The organism is Paracoccus sp. DMF-8 (genome assembly GCF_029309835.1).
In the GTDB taxonomy this organism is placed as follows: domain Bacteria; phylum Pseudomonadota; class Alphaproteobacteria; order Rhodobacterales; family Rhodobacteraceae; genus Paracoccus.
Window position 1 is genome coordinate 506,520 of record NZ_JARJHL010000003.1, and the last position, 20,604, is coordinate 527,123.

General features: G+C 65.0%; 18 protein-coding genes and 3 pseudogenes. 7 read left to right on the forward strand and 14 right to left on the reverse strand.

The window, feature by feature from the left end:
* Positions 1 to 160: 160 nt before the first annotated feature.
* The gene (locus PE067_RS03185; protein WP_276187803.1) at positions 161 to 1,714 is read left to right on the forward strand and encodes a TerC family protein; all 1,554 of its coding nucleotides are present in this window, start codon (positions 161 to 163) and stop codon (positions 1,712 to 1,714) included.
* Positions 1,715 to 1,795: 81 nt separating this feature from the next.
* Here the strand turns inward: PE067_RS03185 and PE067_RS03190 are convergent, their stop codons facing one another.
* Positions 1,796 to 2,584, reverse strand: coding sequence for an inorganic diphosphatase (locus PE067_RS03190; RefSeq protein WP_276187804.1), 789 nt, complete (start codon positions 2,582 to 2,584; stop codon positions 1,796 to 1,798).
* Here PE067_RS03190 and PE067_RS03195 point away from each other — a divergent pair.
* Positions 2,583 to 3,095 (forward strand): annotated as a pseudogene (locus PE067_RS03195) (efflux RND transporter permease subunit); the annotation flags it as partial. The gene PE067_RS03190 and the pseudogene PE067_RS03195 overlap by 2 nt on opposite strands.
* Before the next feature lie 61 nt (positions 3,096 to 3,156).
* On the opposite strand, the pseudogene PE067_RS21755 reads toward PE067_RS03195, so the two are convergent.
* The 13 genes and pseudogenes from PE067_RS21755 to PE067_RS03265 form a co-directional block, all read right to left on the reverse strand.
* A pseudogene (locus tag PE067_RS21755) lies at positions 3,157 to 3,576 on the reverse strand (TonB-dependent receptor plug domain-containing protein); the annotation flags it as partial.
* Between the two features lie 321 nt (positions 3,577 to 3,897).
* Positions 3,898 to 4,866 carry an ABC transporter substrate-binding protein gene (locus PE067_RS03205; RefSeq protein WP_276187805.1) on the reverse strand — a complete coding sequence of 323 codons (969 nt, stop codon included), beginning with the start codon at positions 4,864 to 4,866 and terminating at the stop codon, positions 3,898 to 3,900.
* A 218-nt stretch (positions 4,867 to 5,084) separates the two neighbouring features.
* On the reverse strand, positions 5,085 to 5,447 hold the full coding sequence (locus tag PE067_RS03210; RefSeq protein ID WP_276187806.1) for a hypothetical protein: 363 nt from the start codon (positions 5,445 to 5,447) through the stop codon (positions 5,085 to 5,087).
* Positions 5,332 to 5,664, reverse strand: coding sequence for a hypothetical protein (locus PE067_RS03215; protein ID WP_276187807.1), 333 nt, complete (start codon positions 5,662 to 5,664; stop codon positions 5,332 to 5,334). The genes PE067_RS03210 and PE067_RS03215 overlap by 116 nt, the downstream gene beginning before the upstream one ends.
* 213 nt (positions 5,665 to 5,877) lie before the next feature.
* Entirely contained in the window at positions 5,878 to 7,326 is a 1,449-nt protein-coding gene (locus tag PE067_RS03220) for an NAD-dependent succinate-semialdehyde dehydrogenase (RefSeq protein ID WP_062562142.1), read from the reverse strand.
* A 68-nt stretch (positions 7,327 to 7,394) separates the two neighbouring features.
* Complete coding sequence (locus PE067_RS03225) at positions 7,395 to 8,483, reverse strand: ABC transporter ATP-binding protein (RefSeq protein ID WP_062562143.1); 1,089 nt, start codon at positions 8,481 to 8,483, stop codon at positions 7,395 to 7,397.
* The gene (locus tag PE067_RS03230; protein WP_062562144.1) at positions 8,480 to 9,280 is read right to left on the reverse strand and encodes an ABC transporter permease; all 801 of its coding nucleotides are present in this window, start codon (positions 9,278 to 9,280) and stop codon (positions 8,480 to 8,482) included. Before PE067_RS03230 ends, PE067_RS03225 begins: the two co-directional genes overlap by 4 nt.
* Positions 9,280 to 10,116: an ABC transporter permease gene (locus tag PE067_RS03235; RefSeq protein ID WP_062562145.1), complete on the reverse strand. Its 837-nt coding sequence runs from the start codon at positions 10,114 to 10,116 to the stop codon at positions 9,280 to 9,282. Before PE067_RS03235 ends, PE067_RS03230 begins: the two co-directional genes overlap by 1 nt.
* A gap of 104 nt (positions 10,117 to 10,220) precedes the next feature.
* A complete protein-coding gene (locus PE067_RS03240) occupies positions 10,221 to 11,192 on the reverse strand; it encodes an ABC transporter substrate-binding protein (protein ID WP_276187808.1) in 972 nt (323 codons plus the stop codon).
* A 61-nt stretch (positions 11,193 to 11,253) separates the two neighbouring features.
* On the reverse strand, positions 11,254 to 12,717 hold the full coding sequence (locus PE067_RS03245) for an aldehyde dehydrogenase (RefSeq protein WP_062562147.1): 1,464 nt from the start codon (positions 12,715 to 12,717) through the stop codon (positions 11,254 to 11,256).
* Positions 12,717 to 13,755 (reverse strand): annotated as a pseudogene (locus PE067_RS03250) (LLM class flavin-dependent oxidoreductase). The gene PE067_RS03245 and the pseudogene PE067_RS03250 overlap by 1 nt, the downstream one beginning before the upstream one ends.
* A 130-nt stretch (positions 13,756 to 13,885) precedes the next feature.
* Positions 13,886 to 15,457, reverse strand: a complete 1,572-nt coding sequence (locus PE067_RS21760; protein WP_346429642.1) for an alpha/beta fold hydrolase — start codon at positions 15,455 to 15,457, stop codon at positions 13,886 to 13,888.
* Complete coding sequence (locus PE067_RS03265; RefSeq protein WP_062562150.1) at positions 15,429 to 16,031, reverse strand: amino acid synthesis family protein; 603 nt, start codon at positions 16,029 to 16,031, stop codon at positions 15,429 to 15,431. The genes PE067_RS21760 and PE067_RS03265 overlap by 29 nt, the downstream gene beginning before the upstream one ends.
* Positions 16,032 to 16,208: 177 nt before the next feature.
* On the opposite strand from PE067_RS03265, the gene PE067_RS03270 reads away from it, so the two are divergent.
* The 5 genes from PE067_RS03270 (at position 16,209) to PE067_RS03285 (ending at position 20,432) form a co-directional block, all read left to right on the forward strand.
* Positions 16,209 to 16,841 (forward strand): GntR family transcriptional regulator, encoded by a 633-nt coding sequence (locus PE067_RS03270; protein ID WP_346429643.1) that lies wholly within the window; start codon positions 16,209 to 16,211, stop codon positions 16,839 to 16,841.
* Positions 16,838 to 17,005 (forward strand): DUF1330 domain-containing protein, encoded by a 168-nt coding sequence (locus tag PE067_RS21765; protein WP_346429644.1) that lies wholly within the window; start codon positions 16,838 to 16,840, stop codon positions 17,003 to 17,005. The genes PE067_RS03270 and PE067_RS21765 overlap by 4 nt, the downstream gene beginning before the upstream one ends.
* Positions 17,002 to 17,124, forward strand: a complete 123-nt coding sequence (locus PE067_RS21770; RefSeq protein ID WP_346429645.1) for a DUF1330 domain-containing protein — start codon at positions 17,002 to 17,004, stop codon at positions 17,122 to 17,124. Before PE067_RS21765 ends, PE067_RS21770 begins: the two co-directional genes overlap by 4 nt.
* A 206-nt stretch (positions 17,125 to 17,330) precedes the next feature.
* The gene (locus PE067_RS03280; RefSeq protein WP_276187809.1) at positions 17,331 to 19,649 is read left to right on the forward strand and encodes an ATP-binding protein; all 2,319 of its coding nucleotides are present in this window, start codon (positions 17,331 to 17,333) and stop codon (positions 19,647 to 19,649) included.
* A gap of 171 nt (positions 19,650 to 19,820) precedes the next feature.
* Positions 19,821 to 20,432, forward strand: coding sequence for a response regulator (locus tag PE067_RS03285; RefSeq protein ID WP_276187810.1), 612 nt, complete (start codon positions 19,821 to 19,823; stop codon positions 20,430 to 20,432).
* The last annotated feature ends 172 nt before the right edge of the window (positions 20,433 to 20,604 follow it).

Genomic DNA, 20,604 nt, shown 5'->3' on the forward strand with positions numbered 1-20,604 from the left:
GCCCCCGGCACCTGCCGCAGGGGCCGCATCCGATGCGCCGCTTTCCCCGAATGCTCCGGTTGCCCGTGCCGCCGACCGCCCGCGCGGTCGCGCCCGGTATCGCCTGCCTGCCCCCTTTCCGCGTCAAAACCTTGCCGCATTCCCTGACGGAGACCTGAACTTGCTATTCGAATGGATGTCCGACCCCTCTGCCTGGGCAGGACTTGCGACGCTGATCGTTCTTGAAATCGTGCTGGGGATCGACAACCTGGTCTTCATCGCCGTTCTGGCGGAAAAGCTGCCGCCCCATCAACGCGACCGCGCGCGCATCATCGGGCTGGGTCTGGCCTTGGGGATGCGCTTTGTCCTGCTGGCCTCGATCGCCTGGATCGTGACCTTGCAGACTCAGCTGTTCAGCCTGTTCGGGCACGGGTTTTCGGGGCGCGACCTGATCCTGATCTTTGGCGGGCTGTTCCTGCTGTTCAAGGGCACGATGGAGCTGCACGAAAGGCTGGAAGGCCATCAGGCGGCCAAGGCGCAGAACGTCGTTTATGTGTCCTTTGCGCAGGTTCTGGTGCAGATCGTCGTGCTGGATGCGGTGTTTTCGCTGGACAGCGTCATCACCGCTGTCGGCATGGTGAAACATCTGTCGATCATGTATATCGCCGTCGTCGTCGCCATGGCCGTGATGCTCTTGATGGCGAAATCGCTGATGGCCTTTGTGTCGCGCCACCCGACGGTGGTGATCCTGTGCCTTGGCTTTCTGATGATGATCGGTTTTTCGCTGATCGTCGAAGGGTTCGGTTTCCATATCCCCAAGGGCTACCTGTATGCCGCCATCGGCTTTTCCGTGGGCATCGAGGCGCTGAACCAGATCGGACGCCGCAACCGCGAGAAATACATCACCTCGGGCGATCTGCGCGACCGCACGGCCGAGGCGGTGTTGCGTCTGCTGGGCGGCACCAAGGGCGAAGAACTGGGCGGTTCGGCCGATGTCATCGCCGAACAGGCCGCCGATCAGGGCCTGTTCGCCCCCGAGGAGAAGGAAATGATCGTCGGCGTTCTCAGCCTGTCGGACCGGCCCGCGACCTCGGTGATGACGCCGCGCAGCGATATCGACTGGATCGACCTTGACGCGGATGAAACCGCGATCCGCGACCAGATCATCGAACAGGGTCATTCGCGCTTTCTGGTCGGGCGGGGTTCGCTGGACGGTTTCATCGGCGTGGCGCTGACCCGCGACCTGATGCGCGACCTGCTGACCGAAGGGCGGATCAACCCCGAACGCTCGATCCGCGAGGCGTTGGTCGTGCATGAAAGCGTGTCAGTGCTGAAGCTGATGGAACATCTGCGCCGCTCATCGGTCCAGATGGCGGTGATCGTCGATGAATTCGGTTCGCTGGAAGGGATCGTGACGCCCACCGACATGCTGGAAGCCATCGCCGGCGATTTCCCCGAGGAAGACGAGGCCCCCGCCACCGAGGAACGCGGCGAGGACGGATCCTGGCTGTTCGACGGCTGGATCGACATCCGCCGCGCCTCGCATCTGCTGGACACCGATCTGGAAGACGATGCCGAGCGTTATTCGACGCTGGCGGGCTATGTCCTGCGCCATCTGGGCCGGATGCCGGTCGAAGGCAGATCCGCCGATATCGACGGGTTGCGGTTTATCATTGTCGCGATGGACGGCCATGCCATCGACAAGCTGCGCGTGGGGCGCATCCCGAAGGCCTAGCGCGGAAAGGGAAAACGCCCCCGGCCAAGGCGGCCGGGGGCGATGCGACAGCGCGGATGCGACAGCGCGGTTTCGGGCGGCCTAGTTCGCGGCGGTGAACTGCGCCGCTGCGGCGTCCAGCACCTCGCGGGCGACATCCGCCTCGGCAAAGCCCTGTGATTCCATGCCGCCATCGGGACCTTTGTAATTCGCAAACCATGTGCCGATGATGTCGCTGACGCCGGGAAATTCGCTGTCCAGTTGCGCCATGGTTTCGATATGCGCAAAGGGTGAATCCTGCGTCAGCACGGCGATCAGCTTGTCGTCCTGTTCGCCGCCATCCAGCATTTTCAGGACGCCGATCAGGCGCACATTGGCGATTTCACCACGCGGCAGGGCCTGACCGATGACCAGAACGTCCAGGGGATCGCCGTCGCCGCCCAGTTCCTTGGGCAGGGCGGTGCCGGGGATGGCGCCGTAATTGCCCGGATAACCCAGATAGTTCACGATACGCGGCTTGTCGTCCTTGTATTCCCAATAGACCGCCTTGGGGTCTTCCTTGCTGACTTCCCATTTCGCCGAGGTGCCGGTCGGGATTTCGACAATCGCGCGGATCGCACCATCTTCGGCGATCGGGGCAAGCTGCATCAGGTCATCCGTGCCGGTGATCGTATAGGGGTCCGTGGCCTGCATCGCGGCGGAAAACCGCGCCGTATCGGCATAGGCCAGACCGCCGATGGTTTCGGCCTGTGCCGCTGCCGACATCAGCGCCAGCCCAAGGGCGCCGGACATCACCTCGGGGTTCCAGAAGATTGCACCGGGCGCGCAGGTCGAAATCGCCGCCCCCGCCCAATCCGCGGGCCAGACCGCTGCGGGGGGCAATTGATCCATGTCGCGGTTCTTCATCAATCGCCCGATCTTTGCCTGGGTGATCGCCATCATCATCATGGGACTTGGCACGCTGGCGATCATGCGGCTGCCGATTTCGCAATACCCCTCGATCACCGGGCCTTCGGTGGTCATCAGCGCGGTCTATCCCGGCGCCTCGGCGGAAACCGTGGCCGATACGGTCGTGCAGAACATCGAGAAGGAGATGACCGGCCTTGACGGGCTGCGCTATATCAGATCCTCGACCACCTCGACCGGGACGGCGACGATCACCCTGACATTCGCCATCGGCACCGATCCCGATATTGCGCAGGTGCAGAACAAGCTGGCCATCGCCAGATCCGGCCTGCCCGAATCCGTGACCCGGCAGGGCGTGACGGTGGAAAAATCCGCCACCGGCTTTCTGATGGTGATCGCGCTGGTTTCCGATGACGGGGCGCGCAGCGCCATCGACCTGTCGGATTATATGGCGTCTTACATGGTCGAGCCGATCTCGCGCCTGCAAGGCGTCGGCAAAGCGAGGACATCGGGCCGCGGATCACCTCGATCCGTTCGATGGCCGAAGGCGGCGGCAGATAGGATTCCGCCATCCCGCTGCCCCAGCCGTTATAGGTCGCCTCGCGCGAGTTGCCGACCGGCTTGCCGTCGACCATCATCAGCACATAATCCGAGCCCATGCCGCGAATGCTGATCGAGGGCAGGCCCGTCTTGCCCCCGGCCGGAGAGATCACCACGCCCGGCACATTTTTCAGCGCGTCCGTGATCGCGGCATAGGGGCGCTTTTCCAATTCCTCGCCGGTGATGACGGTCATCGTCGCCGGTGCGTCGAGCAGGGCCTGCGCCTGACCGCTGGCCGTCACGACAATCGTGTCCAGCACCACCGTCGCCTCGTCTTCGGCCTGTGCAAAGGCGGGCAGGCTGGCCGTCCCCATGACGGCAAGCCAGACCGGCATGCGCGCCAGGGTATCCGCCACGCTGTTCCGAACTCGTTTCATGTTTGTCCCCCTCCGATCCTTACAAGATATGGGTCCGCCTTACCGGCAGGGGGGACAGTGTTGAAGCGCAAAGCCTGAGTTTTTTACTAGGAACATGTCTTCCGGACAGGAATGTGCCAAATAGGCAACAAAATTACTCGGGTAATGACCGCCGGGACGGATCGGGCGGTGGCGTTGCGGGTTTTGTCGGGGTTTTTCCGTGATTTGCGCCTGACGACCGGGCGCCGTTCACTGTCCTTGGCTGGCACTGTCCTTGGCTGGCAAGGCGCGGCGGGATATCGGGGGCAGGGCGGAACGGTTGCCGCCCTGCGTCATGTCCGGTTATTGCGCCTTGGCAAAGGCCTCGGCCGCCGCTTCGGCGCTGGCGGTCATCGCGTCGATCCCGCCGCCCATCAGATACCAGATCTTGCCGTCCAGATGGACCACGCGACCGGCCTGCCAGGCATCGGTCGCGGTCACGCCGCATCCTCGGCCAGGCGTTCGGGCAGCGGGCGGATCTCGGTATTGCCGACGGCGAGAATTGCGGTCGATGGTGAAAATCCAGTCGGGGTTCGAGGCCAGCGCCGCCTCAAGCGCCTCTTGCGCGCGTTGCCGGGCGGCTTCGGCCTCGGGGCTGCCGGGTTCGGGGCGCGGGCCGGTCGCGGCCTCGGCCAGGGCGATGGCGGGCTCGATGCCGACCAGCTCATAGACCGCGCCGAAACGCCGAGCCGGCGCCTCGGCCCTGATGTTCTCTCCGGCGCCGAACAGCAACAGCCCGGTCCCGGCCTTGGCCCCCAGTTCATGGGTGCGGGCGATGGTGTCGCGGAAGGCCGCGATGCGGGTCGCGGCGGCGTCTTCGGCCCCCAGCAGGCGGCCCAGATTTTCGGTATTGGCGATCACGGTCGCGACGATGTCGCCATCGCCCGCGCTCATGTCCACGGTCGGTGCGATGGCGCCCATATCCTCGAACTTGCTGCGTGAACGCCCGCCCAGCACGATCAGATCCGGCCCGATGCTTTGCAGCACGCTGGCATCCGGTTCGAACAGCGTGCCGGCAGGGGCATGGCGGTCTTCGGCGAAAGCCGTCAGATGCGCGGGGAAATTCGTCCGTTCGGCGGTCTTGGGCACGGCAACGACCAGATCGGATTTGCCAAGCGCCTGAATGATGTCCAGCGTCGGCAGGTCGAACACCGCGATTTTCTGCGGTGCGGCGGGCAGCGTGATCTCGCCCTGCGCATGGGTCAGGCTGACCTCTTGCGCCACGGCCTGACCAAGACCCAGGGCAAGGGCAAGACTGGCGGCCAGCGGCAAACGGGCGGTGAGGGTGTGTTTTCAAGGGAATCCTCCAAAAATCCGGGCGATGGCGACCACCCCTGCGCGGGGTGCCGGAAAGCCAGTCGATGTCTGATTATCTGGGTGGCCGGAGGGATGCGGCTGCCTTTTGCCTGATTATGCCAGATCCCGCGACGGGGCAAGGCCAGCGGCCCCTTGATCGCCGGCGATGCTGGCGTCACGGCCGCGTGCTGGCGCTATTTTTCCCGCATCGTATCGGTCAGGGCGGCAATCACGATGGCCGCAAAGCCCAGTTGGTCGCTGGTGAATTTCTCGCGCATCTGCTCATTGATGGGGGTGGTGATGTAGACGGACACGACATCCTCGCCGATCTGCGCCGCGCAGATCCGGTCCAGCAGGAACATCCGATCTTTGCCTTCGGCAACCTGTTCCTCGGCCTCTTCACGCTCGATGATGCCGCAGATGGCCGTCTTGTCCTCCACCTCAAGACCGTCGATCCGGACCGGGCCGGTGGCATAGCCGTCGCCCAGGGCATTGGTCCCGCGCGACAGGTTCTGGCCAAGCTGCTGCATCAGCACCACCTGCGCCGCAGAGGTCATGGCCTTCGGGGGCGTCCGCGCTGTCGTTTTCGCCCTTGGGATCGGCATCGGGCGCGGGGGCAATCGTGACCGTCGCCCGCCCGACCGTTTCGCCGTAAAAGACGATCAGCCTGTCGCCGTCCAGCTTTGCCTCTCTGGGGGTCATGCCCAGCACATCGGCAGGCAGGGCGTCCTGATAATCCGCAGGCGCGGCATGAAGCGGCAAGGTCGCCAGCATGACCAACCCGGCGGCAAGAATTTTCTGAAACATCGGTCCATCCTTCTTATCTGCTTTGCCGGGATGGCCGCAGAGTATGAAAGGGATGTGAAGAAAGCGACCACCCATCCGGGATGAAGCTGTTTCCTGCTTATCCATGACAAGGCCCCACCCCCGCGCGCCCCTCGGGTCTCGGGGGCGCCGGGCGATGGGCGATATCCGCGCGAGGCGGATTCAGACGGACAGGCACATGTATTTGATCTCGAGGTAATCCTCGATGCCGTAATGGCTGCCCTCGCGGCCGAGGCCGGATTGCTTGACGCCGCCGAAGGGCGCCACCTCGGTCGAGATCAGGCCGGTGTTCACGCCCACCATGCCGACCTCCAGCGCCTCGGCCACGCGCCAGACGCGGGACAGGTCGCGGGCGTAGAAATAGCCCGCCAGCCCGAATTCGCTGGCATTGGCCAGGGCCACCGCCTCGGCCTCGGTCTCGAAGCGCCAGACCGGGGCGACGGGGCCGAAGGTTTCCTCACGCGCGATCTTCATCGAGGGCGTCATGCCGGACAGCACGGTCGGCTGGAAGAAGCTGCCGCCAAGCGCATGGCGCCCGCCGCCGGTGGCGATGGTCGCGCCGTGGGCGCGGGCGTCGGCGATGTGATCCTCGACCTTGGCCAGGGCCGCGTCGTTGATGAGCGGGCCGATCGCGACACCGTCGGCCTGGCCGTCGCCGACCGCCAGCGCCGCGACGCGGGCCGCGAGCTTCTCGATAAAGGCGTCATGCACACCCGCCTGCGCATAGATGCGGTTGGCGCAGACGCAGGTCTGTCCGGCATTGCGGAACTTGGCGGCCATGGCGCCCTCGACCGCAGCGTCCAGGTCGGCGTCGTCGAAGACGATGAACGGCGCGTTGCCGCCCAGTTCCAGCGACAGCTTCTTGATTGTGTCCGCCCCCTGCCGCATCAGGATCTTGCCGACGCGGGTCGAGCCGGTGAAAGTGATCTTCGCGACCTTGGGATTGGCGCAAAGCTCGGCCCCCATGCCGGCGGCATCGAGGCCGGGCACGATGTTCAGCACCCCCGCCGGAATGCCGGCACGCTCGGCCAGCACGCCCAGCGCCAGGGCCGAAAGCGGCGTGAACTCCGAGGGCCGGGCGACCATGGTGCAGCCCGCCGCCAGGGCCGGGGCGATCTTGCGCGCCAGCATGGCGTTCGGGAAGTTCCAGGGCGTGATGGCGCCGACGACGCCCACCGGCTGCTTCAGCACAATCAGGCGCTTGTCGGGCATGTGGCCGGGAATGGTGTCGCCATAGACGCGCTTGGCCTCTTCGGCGAACCATTCGACATAGGACGCGCCATAGGCGATCTCGCCCCGCGCCTCGGCCAGCGGCTTGCCCATCTCGGCGGTCAGGATGCGGGCCAGGTCCTCCTGGTTGGCCAGGATCAGGTCGTGCCAGCGGCGCAGGATGGCGGCGCGGTCCTTGCCGGTGCGCGCGGCCCAGGGCTTTTGCGCGGCATGGGCGGCGTCGATGGCGGCGCGGATCTCGGTTATGCCCAGATCGGCCACCTGTGCCAGTTCCCCGCCGGTGGCTGGGTTCGTCACGCTGAAAACCCGGCGGCCCGGCACATATGAGCCGTCGATGAGGGCACTGGCGGTCAGGAGAGAGGGATCGTTCAGGTCAAGCATCGCGGTTTCCGCTGCGGGCCGGCGCGCGTCACAATCCGGCGGGTTGGAAGGAATTCTGATCTCGGGCGTCATTCTTTGGTGAAGGCATGGGCATCCTGCGGCTGCCAGCGCACATGAAGCCGGTCCCCACGCGAGACGCTGCCCATCATCGGATGGCCGAAGTTCAGCCGGATATAGAGCGGATCGCCCCAGCCGGTGCGGGCGGTGACAGCGCTATTGTTGCCCAGGAAAGTCACGTCCTCAATGGTGACGGGCAGCGATGCGCCCTGCGGGCCGGCCGCGTCCGAGAGGTCGATCCGTTCCGGGCGAAGCATCAGTTCGGCTTTGCCGCCCCGCGCGCCAACGCCATGCATCGGCACATCGGTCAGCACCGTACCATCCGCGTAACGCAGCGTGGCCCGGCCGTTCTTCACCTCGGCCAGTTCCCCGGTCAGGAAGGCGCTGTCGCCGATGAAATCTGCCACGAAATGCGTGGCGGGACTGGCATAGAGCTCGGGTCCGGTGCCGACCTGCTCGATCCTGCCGCGGTTGAAGACGGCGATGCGGTCGGACAGGCGCAGCGCCTCTTCCTGGTCGTGGGTGACATAAAGGATGGTCACGCCGGTTTGCTGGTGGATGCGGCGGATCTCATACTGGATTTCTTCGCGCAGCTTCTTGTCCAGCGCGGACAGGGGCTCGTCCATCAACAGGACCGGCGGATCGTAGACTAGGGCACGGGCCAGGGCGACACGCTGTTGCTGGCCGCCGGACATGTTGGCGGGCATCCGGTCCTCGAACCCGTCCAGGCGCACCAGCGACAGGGCGCGTTTCACCTTTGTGGCGATCTCGGCTTGCGACGCGCGGCGAACGCGCAGGGGAAAGGCCACGTTCTCGCCCACCGAAAGATGCGGGAACAGCGTGTAGCGCTGGAACACCATGCCGATGTTGCGCTTGTGGGACGGCGTTTGCAGGATGGACTTGCCGCGCAGCCTGATGTCACCAGCCGTCGGATCCTGGAAACCGGCCAGGATGTAGAGCGTCGTCGACTTGCCCGAGCCCGAGGGGCCGAGGAAGGTCATGAACTCGCCTTCGCCGATTTCCAGCTCGACATGGTCGGTGGCAACGACGTCTCCGAAGGTCTTGCGAATTCCGTTGATGTGCAGATAGGGGCTGGTCATCGGGATTTGCCTTTGCGGATCAGGGCGGCCGCGATCATCAGGACCACGGTCAGCAGGACGAGAAGGGTCGAGGCGGCGGCGATCACCGGGGTCAGGTCCTGGCGCAACGTGGTCCAGACCTTGACCGGCAGGGTCTGCAGCGTGGGCGAGGCCATGAAGATTGCCAGCACCACCTCGTCCCAGGAGATCAGGAACGAGAAGATGGCGGCCGAGAACAACCCGTGGCTGATCGCGGGCAGGGTGACGCGGAAGCGCGCCTCCCACGGGCTGGCGCCGCAGAGGATCGCCGCATCCTCGATCGAAGGGTCGAAGGTTTCCAGCGCGCCCGAGATGGTGATGATCGCGAAGGGCAGGGCGACGATCAGATGCGCGATGACAAAGCCCACCAGCGTGCCGTTCAGACCCAGCCGCAGGAAGGCGGCGTAAAGCGCGACGGCGATGATGACCACCGGCAGGACCATCGGGGTCAGGAAGAATCCGCGCAGCACCGCGCGCCCACGGAACCGGCCACGCACCAGCGCCAGCGAGGCCAGCAGACCGATGGCGACGGAGAGCACCATGACGATGGCGGCGATCTTGGCCGAGGTGAAGGCGGCCTGCAACCAGCGTGGATCGGCGAAGAGCTCGCCATACCATTTCAGTGTCCATCCCGGTGGCGGAAAGATCAGCCAGCGCGAATTGCCGAAGGACAGCGCGACGATGAACAGGATCGGCAACAGCAGGAACAGCGCCATCAGCGCGCAGATGCCCGACAGGATCCAGCGCCAGGCACCCAGCTTGTCGAAATTCATCAGCATCAGCGGGCCCTTCCTTCGAACAGGCGCAGTTGCAAGGCGTAAAGCGCCAGGGTGACGACCAGCAGGATGAAGGCGGCGGCGCCACCCATGCCCCAGTTCAGCAGGCTCTGCACCTGCTGCACGATCAGTTCGGCCACCATCATGTTGGCGGTCCCGCCCAAGAGCGAGGGGGTGACGAAATAGCCCAGCGACATGACGAAGACCATCAGCGCTCCCGAGGCGATGCCGGGCGTGGCCAAGGGCAGCAGCACCCGGCGCAACGCCTGCCCCTTGGTCGCGCCGCAAAGCGCGGCAGCCTGCAGGATCGCGGGGTCGATCTTTTTGATCACGCCGTAAAGCGGCAGGATCATGAAGGGCAGCATGATATAGACCATGCCGATGGTGACGCCGACCAGGTTGTTGGTCAGTTGCACCGGCTGGTCGATGATGCCGGTGGCCATCAGTATCCGATTCACCAGCCCGGTCTGTTGCAGCAGCACCATCCAGGCATAGGTCCGCGCCAGCAGGTTGGTCCACATCGACAGCAGGATGATGGCAAAGACCACGGCCGCGACGCGGGACGGCATGATCGCCAGTGCCCAGGCCACCGGAAAGGCAATGAGCGCGGTGATCAGGGTGACAAGGCCCGAAACCAGGAAGGTGTTGAAGAATATCCTCAGATAGGTGGCCGAGCCGAGCAGCGTTTCATAGTTCTGCAAGCCCGCCACCGGTTCGGTGACCGAGCGGCTGAGCAACCCGGCCACCGGGATCACGAAGAACGCCAGAAGCAGCAGCAGGGCGGGCATGGCCATGCCAAGACCCGATCCTCGCCGGGCGGGTGTCAGGAAGGACAGCATCGGTCACCTCAGCAGAAAGAGACGGGATGGCGCAGCCCGCGAAAGCGGACTGCGGCGAAGCAGTGGATCACTCGGCCTGCCAGGCATACCAGCGGTTGCCGATCTCATCGCGATGCTCGGCCCAATAGGCCATGTCGGCGTTGATCTGGTTGGCGGTCTGCGCGTCGGGCAGGGTGGCGCGCAGATCGGCCTCCATCAGCGAGGGCGAGTCGAGGTTGATCGGGGCATAGCCGGTCTTGGTCGCGAAATCCGCCTGTGCCTTGGCGCTGGTCGCCTCGGCGATGAAGGCCATGGCGGCCTCCTTGTTCCTGGCGCCCTTGGGAACGACCAGGGCGTCGGCGGCGGTGATGTTGTCCTGCCAGCTCGATGCCGACCGGCATCCCGTCCGCTTGCAGCGCGGCAAGGCGGCCGTTCCAGAACAGGCCGATCGGCGCTTCGCCCGAGGCCAGCAACTGCTGGCTTTGCGCGCCGCCTTCCCACCAGATGATGCTGGACTTGATCGTGTCCAACTTCTTGAAGGCGCGATCTAGGTCGAGCGGATACAACTGGTTGGCCGGCACGCCGTCGGCCAGCAGCGCCGCCTCGATCACGCCGGGGGCGGACCATTTGTAGAAGGTGCGCTTGCCGGGGAATTTCGCGGTGTCGAACAGGTCGGCCATGGTCTGCGGCTGCGCTTCACCCGAGAAATTCGCCGGATTGAAGCCGATCACGAAGGAATAATAGAACGAGCCCACCGCGTAATCCGACACGAAGCGCGGGTCGAGCTTGGCCTTGTCGATGACGCCGAAATCCAGCGGCTCCAGCAGCCCGGCCTTTCCGGCCTGAAGCGCCCAGTCGAATTCGGTATCGACGACATCCCAGGCGACCGCGCCCGCCTCGACCATGGCCTTGATCTTGCCGTAATCGGTCGGCCCGTCCTGAAGGACGGCGGTGCCGGATTTTTCGGTGAAGGGCGCGGCCCAGAACTCCGTCTGCGCATCCTGCGTGGTGCCGCCCCAGGATGTGAAGACCATCTGCTGGGCGTTGGCTGCGCTGGCCGCCATGGCGACGAATGCGACTGCGAGAAGCGATTTCATTTGCATTGTCAGTCTCCACTGTTGGTTGGTTGCGATTGTTGCCCGGCTTGTCCGGGTTCGTTCAGCGCATCACGAAAGGGTCGGGGATCGGCGCGTCCGAGGTCCGCAGCCACACCGTCTTGACGGTCGTATAGTCCAGCGCCGCCGCCAGCCCGCCCTCGCGGCCGTGTCCGGACAGGCCATGGCCGCCAAAGGGCGCAATGGGCGAGACGGCGCGATAGGTGTTGACCCAGACCACGCCGGCGCGGATGCCGCGGATCATCCGGTGCGCCCGCGTCAGGTCGCGGGTAAAGACGCCCGAGGCCAGGCCATAGGGCGTGCCGTTGGCGATGCGCAGCGCGTCTTCCTCGGTGTCGAAGCCGACGACGGAAAGCACCGGGCCGAACAGCTCTTGGGTTACGCAGGGCGCATCGGGCACGGCGCTGCAATCAAGGATCGTCGGCGGGTAATAGAAGCCCTCGCCCTCTGGCGACTGCCCGCCGGTGACCAGCCTGGCCCCGACGGCGACCGATGCGGCGACGATGTCATCGATCCGGGCGCGCTGGCGCAGGCTGCAAAGCGGCCCGACCTCGGTGGCCATGTCGCCCGGGGCGCCGATGCGCACCGCCTCGGCCTTGGCCTTGAGCCGCGCAAGCATTTCGTCCTTGATGCCGTTCTGCACCAGCAGGCGCGAGCCGGCGACGCAGCTTTGACCCGTCGCGGCGAAGATGCCGGCGACCTGGGCATTGGCGGCGCTGTCCAGATCGGCGTCCTCGAAGACGATAAAGGGCGATTTGCCGCCCAGCTCCAGCGAGGTGCGCGCCAGGTTCTCGGCCGAAGCGCGCACGATATGGCGCGCGGTTTCCGGCCCGCCGGTGAAGGCGATATGGGCAGCCAGAGGATGGGTGGTCAGCGACTTGCCCGCCTCGGGTCCGCCGGTCAGGACGTTGACGACGCCGGGCGGGAAGCCGGTTTGGTGAACCAGCTGCGCGAATGCCAGCAGCGGCGCGGGCCCGTCCTCGCTCGCCTTCAGCACCACGGTGCAGCCGGCGGCCAGGGCCGGCCCCAGCTTGACAGCCGACAGGAACAGCTGGCTGTTCCAAGGCACGATGGCAGCGACGACCCCGATGGGCTCGCGCCGCAGCCATACCTCCATGTCGGGCTTGTCGATGGGCAGGTGCGCGCCCTCGATCTTGTCCGCGAGACCGGCATAATAACGATAATACTCGGCCACATACGCGATCTGCGCGCTGGTCTCGCGGATGATTTTCCCGGTGTCCCGGGTTTCCAGCTCGGCAAGGCGCGGAGCCGCCTCGGCCACTAGGTCGGCCAGCCGCAGCAGCAGCTTGCCGCGCGCGCTGGCGGTCAGCCCCGCCCATTCCGGGTCGTGGAAGGCCCGATGGGCCGCACGAACGGCGCGATCGACATCCGCCGCGCTTGCATCGGGCATTCTGGCCCAAGGCGTGCCGGTGGCAGGATCGAGACTGTCGAAGCCGCCCGCCCCGTCCTCGAAGGCGCCGTCGATATAATGCTGGAACCTTTCCATCACGCGAAGACCGGCATGACGTCGCGGATGAAGCGTTCAAGCGAAGCGCGCTTGCGCTCGAAGCTCATGCCGCTGTCGATCCAGAAGCTGAACTCGTCATAGCCAAGCGCCTCGTAGGATTTGATACGCTCGATGACCTCCGGCGCTTCGCCGACGATCTGGTTCTTGCGCATTGCCTCGGGCGAATAGAGGGGGTGCTTCGCGGCCTCGGCGGGGGTGATCGTCTCGATCAGGCCCATCGAAATCGGCTTCTCGTTTTTGAACCAGGCACCGAAATAGTTGTAGAACATGTTCAGCTCTTCGGCGCCGCGCTGCGCATCCTCCTCGCTGTCGGCGACATAGGTGTGGCGCAGGACCATGATCTTTGGGCGCGGCCGGTCGGAGTGCTTCTCGCAGGCGGCGTTGAAACGCTCCATCAGGCTTACGACTTCCTCGTCGCCCAGATGCAGCGGCGTGACCTGGACGTTGCAGCCGTGTTCGACCGCGAATTCGTGGCTGTTCGGATCGGCGTGCCGCGACCCAGATCGGCGGATGCGGCTGCTGCACCGGCAAGGGGGACGAAGTGGTCCGGGGGAATTGCCAGAATTCGCCCTGATGCTCGTAGTCGCCCTGCCAGAGTTTCTGGATCGCAGGAATCAGCTCGCGCATCCGCTGGCCCGCGCCCCAGGCGTCAAGCCCCGGCAGCATCCGCTCATATTCGAAGCCGTAGGCACCGCGGGCGATGCCCAGGTCGAGCCGGCCCCCGGTGATGAGGTCGGTCATCGCTGCCTCGCCGGCCAGCCGGATCGGGTGCCAGAAGGGCGCGATCACCGTTCCGGTGCCCAGACGCACGTTCTTGGTCTGCCGGGCAATGTCGACCAGGTTCAGGAACGGGTTCGGCGAGATGGTGAAGTTCATGCCGTGATGCTCGCCGGTCCAGATGGCATGCATCCCGCCTTCGTCGGCGATCCGGCAAAGCTCCAGCATCTCCTGATAGAGCTTCTTCTGGTCCTCGTCTGGCGAGACGCGCTCCATATGGATGAAGAGTGAGAATTTCATGCCTCTGCTCCCTGCTTATGCGTGACCTGGCCTTCGATGTGCGAGCCGAAATAGACGCCGTAATTGCCAAGCCGTGATTCCGCCGCCAGCCGGTCCAGCATTGATCGTGTAGCCGGATCGCCGACGGATTTCAGATGGTCCGGTTCCAGCGGGACAAAGCGTCCCTGCCGGGCATCGGTCGAGGTTGCCGGGCAGCGGAAGGCGATGTGCTGGCGGCCGGCGCCGCGCCGTCGTAGACGGCATAGATCTCGCCCGGCGCGGCATCGGGGGCGATATCGCGCAAAAGCTGCGTCAAGGCGGCTTGCACGCCCTCGCGCCCGACCCGAGCCTCGGGCAGCGCAAGCCCGCCCTGTCCGTCCTCGACCAGCAGGACTTCGCCCCAGGCCTCGACGATGGCAGCTATCATCACGTCAGGGCCGGTTGGCAACTGGGCGGCGGTTTGGGCGGGCGTGATATAGGCGCCGCGATAATATCCTAAGCCGGGTTCCTGCGAGGCGGCAAAGCCTTTGATCTCGCCGATCAGGATGGCGTGATCGCCCGCTTCCACCAGTTGCGAAAGCCGGCAGTCGAACCAGGCCGAGACACCTGAGAACACCGGCGATCCTGCCGGGCCGGGCGACCACTTGACCGAGGCAAAGCGATCCTCGACCGGGCGGGCGAAAGTGCCCGACACGTCTTTCTGGCTTTCCGCCAGCACATTGATCGCAAAATGGCCCGCATTCACGAAATGCCCGAAATTGCGCGAGGTCTTGGCGATCGAGACCAGCAGGAGCGGGGGATCCAGCGAAACCGAAGAAAAGGAATTGGCGGTGAAACCCAACGGCACGCCTTCCGACGTAGTGGTCACGACCGTCACGCCGGTCATGAAGCAGCCGAAGGCGTCGCGAAGCGCGCGAGGATCGAATGGCGTCATGTTGGTTTCGTCCCATCTGAGCCAGTTTGTCAGGGCATCGTTCACGATGTAGGGCGCCGTCATGTTCACCATGTGGCGGTGCCCGGCAACGATCAGCGCACGGCCCAAGGGGATCACATTGGCCATCTCGTGGCTCATCTGCGCGCTGGAGTTGCGATCGCCATCACCGGTCAGCACGAGCGTTGGGCAGGCGATTTCGGCCAGCCGGTCGGCATAAACCGAATCGCCCTCGGCGAAGGCGCGGTAAGCCGTGGCGTAACCTTGTGGGTCGATACCTTCCAGCCAGTGCGCCACCTTGTTACGGATGGCGACCTGATTGGCACCGAACCAGCGGATCAGCGGTGCCTCGTTGTCACCCTCACCGCGTGCGATCTCGTCTGCGCGGGCCAGGACGGCGGCGCGAGCTTCGGGCGAGCGGCGGTGAACCGCGTTGAGCAATGCCAGCCGCCGGACCAAGTCGGGGCGCTCGACCACCAGGCCCGCCGCGACCAGCGCGCCCATGGAATGGCCGACCAGGTTGACCGGGCCCGCTTCCAGCGCCTCGACCAGTTGCGCTGCCCAGGCGACGAAATCGGGCAGGCGTGCAGCCGCCGGCAGCGGGGACGAAACGCCATGCCCCGGCATGTCCACCGCGATGACATGGTGATGCGCCGACAGGGCGGCCATCTGCGGCTCCCAGGCCTCGGCCCGCATGCCGACGCCATGGATCAGCAGCAAGGGCTCACCGCGCCCGGCCTCGATCAGCCGGACGGTGGCGCCGTCAGACAGCGGCAGGGTTCGAGACATCATGGCCCAGATCCTTCAGATCCTGATAGCGGTCTCCGATACGGTGATGCGGGCGCCCGCCGATCGAGGCGCCAAGCGCGACGACGATCTCGTCGGCGGCCGGGGCATCCGGGATCGCGAACTGGATCGTCAGATAGTGTGAGCGGCGGCCCTCGTCGTTCTTGTCCATCAGCGGGATCATGATCGGGGCGTTCGCCGGGCCGCGGGTGTTGTTGAAGGCCAGATAGGATTTCGCCCCCACCGCGCTGCGGTAATGGTTGCCGAAGCGCAGCGTGTGGATCAGCGCGCTGGCATGCTCGACCTCGCCATCGAGGCCGACCACGGCGGCCTTGCCATAGGCTTCGACCTTGCCGCCGCCGCCGGCGGCCTCGATCACCATATCGGTCAGCAACTCGCCGAGGATGGGGGCGACGGCGTGGATTTCCGGCTTGAGGTCGTCGACATAACCGCGCCCCGCCCAAGGGTTCTTCAGCACGGCGGCGGCAGTGATCAGCTTCAAAGGCTGCGGTGCGGCGCGGCCGCCTTCAATCAGCGTGGTCTCGATATTCAGCAAGGTCTTGCGGATTTCCGCTGTCATGGCAGCCCCCAGAGCGATTCTGATGATCGGAAGATGGTATACCAACATGCCATCTGTCAATATGAGATTGTATTGGCATTCCAGCTGCGCTAGTCTCGCGCCATGACAAACGAACAACCTGCCAGCCTGCGCATCGAGCATGTTCCCCAGACGCTTCGCGAACTCGCCGTCGAGCGTTTGCGCGCCGCGATCATGTCTGGGCGCTTTCCGTCCGGTTACCGGCTTGTCGAACGGACGCTGGTCGATCAGCTGGGCGTCTCGCGATCCGTCATCCGCGAGGCGATCCGCTATCTGGAGGCCGAGGGCCTGGTCGAGATCCAGCCCCGGCAAGGGCCGATCGTCGCGACCCTCGACTGGGACAAGGCCCGGCAGATCTATGACATCCGCCTGCGGCTGGAGGCGGCGGCGGCGGCGGATTGCGCCAGGCTTCTCGACGCGTCCGCCCGTGCCGATCTGCAGGCCGCGCTTCAGCGCCTCAAGGAAGCCTTTCTATCCGACGATCCTCAGGTGCTCTATGATGCGACGACGCGGTTTTACGAGGTCATCTTCGTCACCGCCGGGCATCACATCGCCTGGGAGATCGTCCAGCGCCTCAACGGCCGCATTTCTCGACTTCGGGCGCTGACACTGGCCTCGACCGACCGGCATGTATCGGGGCAGGCCCGGATGCAGCGCATTGCCGAGGCCATTTTCGCGCAAGATCCGGACCGGGCAAGCGTTGCCGTGCGCGAGCATCTGACCGAAGCCGCGGAAATCGCGAGCAAACTGCTGCATGTGGCCAATGAGGGCGCTCGAAGGACGGGGCAATGAGTGCATATTGGATCGCCCACGTGACTGTTCACGACCCGGCGGCCTATGCCGGGTATCAGGCGCTGGCTCCCAAGGCCTTCGCGAAGTTCGGTGCAGAGTTCCTGGCTCGCGGCGGCGCTATCCGAGACGCTTGGAAGGTCCCGTCCTCCAGCGCCATGTCGTGATCCGGTTTCCCGACCTGGCCCGCGCCCGCGCCTGCTTTCATTCCCGGGAATATCAGGAAGCCCGCGCGTGCCGGGACGGCGCATGCGAGGCGCATGTCGTGATCGTGGATGGCGTTTAGTCCGGCGCCGGGATACTGCTTTTCCGGGCGCGATTTGCTAGAAGCGCGGCGAAACGGGACGCGAAGCCGGAAACGGGACGGATGCAACAGCGGATGACATCTAAGCCGGGCGGCAGGTCCGGGCGCGGTCGGCGTGGGCGCGTCCTGACGGGACATGCGCTGATGGGGTGCGGGCTGTCAGGGCGCAGGTTGACCGGGGGGCGGGGATGAAGCGTTCTCTTGGCGCGATGCTGGCGATCGGGCTGGCCGGTTTGCAGTTTCTGGCGATTCTGGCCGTGGTGTTTTCCTCTTACGTCACCTCGGAACGGGCGCTGATCAAGCATTCGCGCGACCTGCTGCGCGATGTGGGCATCAACACGATCGAACATTCCAAGGGCTTTCTCAGCCCGGCGCAGGGCGCGGCCGAACTGGCGGCCCGGCTGGCCCAGAACCGGGTCATCGCCAGCGACGACGCGGAGCTGCTTGAACAGCTTCTGTTCCAGCAGTTGCAGATCGCGCCGCAATTCGCGGGGGTCTATTTCGGGCGCCATGATGGCGGCTTCGTCTATGTCATGCGCACGCCCGAGGGGCCGGGGATCTTTCGCACCAAGATCATCCGGAACAAAAACGGCCAGCGCACGGTCGAACTGATCTGGCGCAACGACGATTTTTCCGAGGTCGCCCGCGAACAGGACCCCGAAGATCCTTATGATCCGCGCAGCCGCCCCTGGTATATCAAGGCGCAGGACCTGCGGACGACGATCTGGACCGACCCCTATATCTTCTTTTCCTCGCACCAGCCGGGCATCACGCTGGCGGCGCCCGTGCTGAACGATGACGGGACGATGCGCGGCGCGGTCGGGGTGGATATCGAAATCAGCATGATTTCGGATTTCCTGTCGCGGCTGAACATCGGCGAGCATGGGCGCGCGATGATCATCAACGCCAATGGCGACGTGATCGCCCATCCCGAACAGATATTGCTGAAAACCCGCAGCGCGGATGGCAGCCTGCGTTTTTCGGATATCAGCGAATTCGGCGATCCGATTGCCAGCGCCGCCTTCGGCACGGCCGCGCTGGCCGGGAATATCCCCGTCACCAGGGAAACGCCCTCTCAGTTCAGCTATGGCGGGGCGTCCTATGTCTCGATCATCATGCCGGTGATCAGCGACACGCTGCCCTGGACCATCGCTGTTTACGCACCCGAGGATGATTTCACCGGCACGATCGAGGAAAACCGCGTCGAAAACATCTGGCTTGCCGCGCTGGTTGCAGTGGTGACGGGGGCGATCGGCCTGATTCTCGCCGATGTCATCCACCGCCCCGTGCGCGCCTTTGCCGTGCGGACCGCGCTGATTTCACAGGGCGAGGTGGCCCCCGACGCCCCCGCGCCCTGGACCTATCGCGAGTTGGAGCGCGCCAATGACGCGCTTGTCCAGCAGATCGTCGCGCGACGCAAGGCCGAACGGGAATATGGCCAGACCTTCAACATGGCCTCTCGGGGCATGGCGCAGTTGTCGCCCGATTCCGGCGCGTTCCTGCGGGTGAATTCGCGGCTGTGCGAGATCACCGGCTATTCGGCCGATGAGCTGCGTTCCATGCGTTTCATTGATCTGGTCCACCCCGATGAGGCGGCGGTCCTGCGCGCCACGCCCCTGCCGCAGGGCGCCGAGGTTGCGATGAACCGCGAATTGCGCTGTCTGCGCAAGGACGGGGCAGAGATCCGGGCCGCGACCAATGCCATTCTGATCCGCGACGGTTCGGGCCGGGTTCTGCATATCGTCATCACGATGGATGACGTGACGCAGGCCCGCCGTTCCGAGGTGCAGATCGAACAGCTGAACCGCGACCTGTCCCATCTGGCCCGCGGCAATACCATGGGCCAGATGGCCGCCGGTCTGGCGCATGAGCTGAACCAGCCCCTTGCCGCGATTGCGCAGAACGCCGATACCGCGCTGCTGATGCTGGACCAGCAGGCCCGGGAAGATGCCGAACTGCATGATGTGCTGACCGAAATCGAAAGCCAGTCACTGCGCGCGGGGGAAATCATCCGGGCGCTGCGCGGCTTTATCCGCAAGGACCCGGGCGCGCGCACCTGTTTCGATTTCGCCGCCCTGCTGGAACAGACCCTGCATCTGGTGCAGGCCGAAGCGACAGAGGGGCAGGCCAGAATCGTCACCGATGTCGAAGCCGATCTGCCGCCGGTCACCGGCAACCGCGCGCAGATCGCGCAGGTCATCGTCAACCTGCTGCACAACGCCTTTGAGGCGATGGCGGCGCAGGGTGGCGACAGGCGGCAGGTGACGATCCGCGCGGGGCTTGACGGGCGGCAACTGCTGGTCCGGGTCGAAGATACCGGCCCGGGGATTTCGCCCGATATCAATCTTTTCTCGCAATTCGAGACGACCAAGCCCGCCGGGATGGGGTTGGGCCTGTCGATCTGCCGCTCGATCATCGAGGCGCATGGCGGCCGGATCTGGTATGGCACCGCCGATGATGGCGGCGCGCAGTTCAGCTTTACCCTGCCGTTACGGCCCGGCGTTTGATTGGCCCGGCGTTTGATTGGCCCGGCGTTTGATCGGCCCGACGTTTGATCGAATGGCGGCCGGATGGCGGATTGCACCGCGCGTCTGGCGACATATCGGCAATGGCGCAATCGCGCCATTGCGCTTATATGGTCCTATTCGCCTGGGTTTCTCACAAGTCTTGCGTTCACCATGCCCGATGCCAAACTGACCGTCTTTGTGGTTGATGATGACGACGATATTCGCAAGTCCTTGTCCCGATCACTTGAAAAGCGCGGCTATGAGGTCGAAACCCATGCCTCTGCGCAGGGGTTTCTGGCGGCCTATGACGGTGCGCGCAGCGGCTGTCTGGTGCTGGATTACGGCCTGCCCGGCATGAACGGGCTGGAACTGCAGGAACATCTGAACGCGCGAAAGCTGTCGATCCCGATCATCTTCATCACCGGACACGGCGGCATTCCCCAATCGGTTCAGGCGATCAAGGGCGGCGCGCTGGATTTTCTGGAAAAGCCCTTTCGCCAGTCGGTCCTGATCGAGCGGATCGAGGCCGCCTTTCAGATCGCCGTCGAACGCGACAGCGCCCGAGAGCGCATGCAGGAAAAGGCCGAGCGTTTTGACAGGCTGACCGCAAGAGAGCAGGAAATCGTCGACCGCATCCTTGAGGAGCCTTCGGAAACATCGAGCAAGGAAATCGCCGGTTTTCTGGGCATCAGCCCGCGCACCGTCGATCACCACCGGGCGCGGATTCTGGAAAAGCTCGGCGTCAGGTCGGTGGCCGAACTGATCGCGCTGGCGGGCCGCTAGGCCGGGCCGCGCGATATGGCGCGACAGGGACCCGTCGGCGGCACGGCCCACCACCATGGACCCGGCGGCCATCGCGTCGGCCTTGTCATTGCCGCGCCGATCCTGTAAGCGCCGCAAATGGTCCCGTGCGGACCCTGTTCAACAAGCAAGAAAAGCCGTGTCCGTCCCCCGT

Bases quoted from the DNA above. Each gene is read 5' to 3' on its own strand.
- PE067_RS03190 (WP_276187804.1), bottom strand. From the start codon at position 2,584: ATGGATCAATTGCCCCCCGCAGCGGTCTGGCCCGCGGATTGGGCGGGG.
- PE067_RS03210 (WP_276187806.1), bottom strand. From the start codon at position 5,447: ATGACCTCTGCGGCGCAGGTGGTGCTGATGCAGCAGCTTGGCCAGAAC.
- PE067_RS03215 (WP_276187807.1), bottom strand. From the start codon at position 5,664: ATGCTGGCGACCTTGCCGCTTCATGCCGCGCCTGCGGATTATCAGGAC.
- PE067_RS03220 (WP_062562142.1), bottom strand. From the start codon at position 7,326: ATGCTTGACCTGAACGATCCCTCTCTCCTGACCGCCAGTGCCCTCATC.
- PE067_RS03225 (WP_062562143.1), bottom strand. From the start codon at position 8,483: ATGACCAGCCCCTATCTGCACATCAACGGAATTCGCAAGACCTTCGGA.
- PE067_RS03230 (WP_062562144.1), bottom strand. From the start codon at position 9,280: ATGCTGATGAATTTCGACAAGCTGGGTGCCTGGCGCTGGATCCTGTCG.
- PE067_RS03235 (WP_062562145.1), bottom strand. From the start codon at position 10,116: ATGCTGTCCTTCCTGACACCCGCCCGGCGAGGATCGGGTCTTGGCATG.
- PE067_RS03240 (WP_276187808.1), bottom strand. From the start codon at position 11,192: ATGAAATCGCTTCTCGCAGTCGCATTCGTCGCCATGGCGGCCAGCGCA.
- PE067_RS03245 (WP_062562147.1), bottom strand. From the start codon at position 12,717: ATGGAAAGGTTCCAGCATTATATCGACGGCGCCTTCGAGGACGGGGCG.
- PE067_RS21760 (WP_346429642.1), bottom strand. From the start codon at position 15,457: ATGATGTCTCGAACCCTGCCGCTGTCTGACGGCGCCACCGTCCGGCTG.
- PE067_RS03265 (WP_062562150.1), bottom strand. From the start codon at position 16,031: ATGACAGCGGAAATCCGCAAGACCTTGCTGAATATCGAGACCACGCTG.
- PE067_RS21765 (WP_346429644.1), top strand. From the start codon at position 16,838: ATGAGTGCATATTGGATCGCCCACGTGACTGTTCACGACCCGGCGGCC.
- PE067_RS03280 (WP_276187809.1), top strand. From the start codon at position 17,331: ATGAAGCGTTCTCTTGGCGCGATGCTGGCGATCGGGCTGGCCGGTTTG.
- PE067_RS03285 (WP_276187810.1), top strand. From the start codon at position 19,821: ATGCCCGATGCCAAACTGACCGTCTTTGTGGTTGATGATGACGACGAT.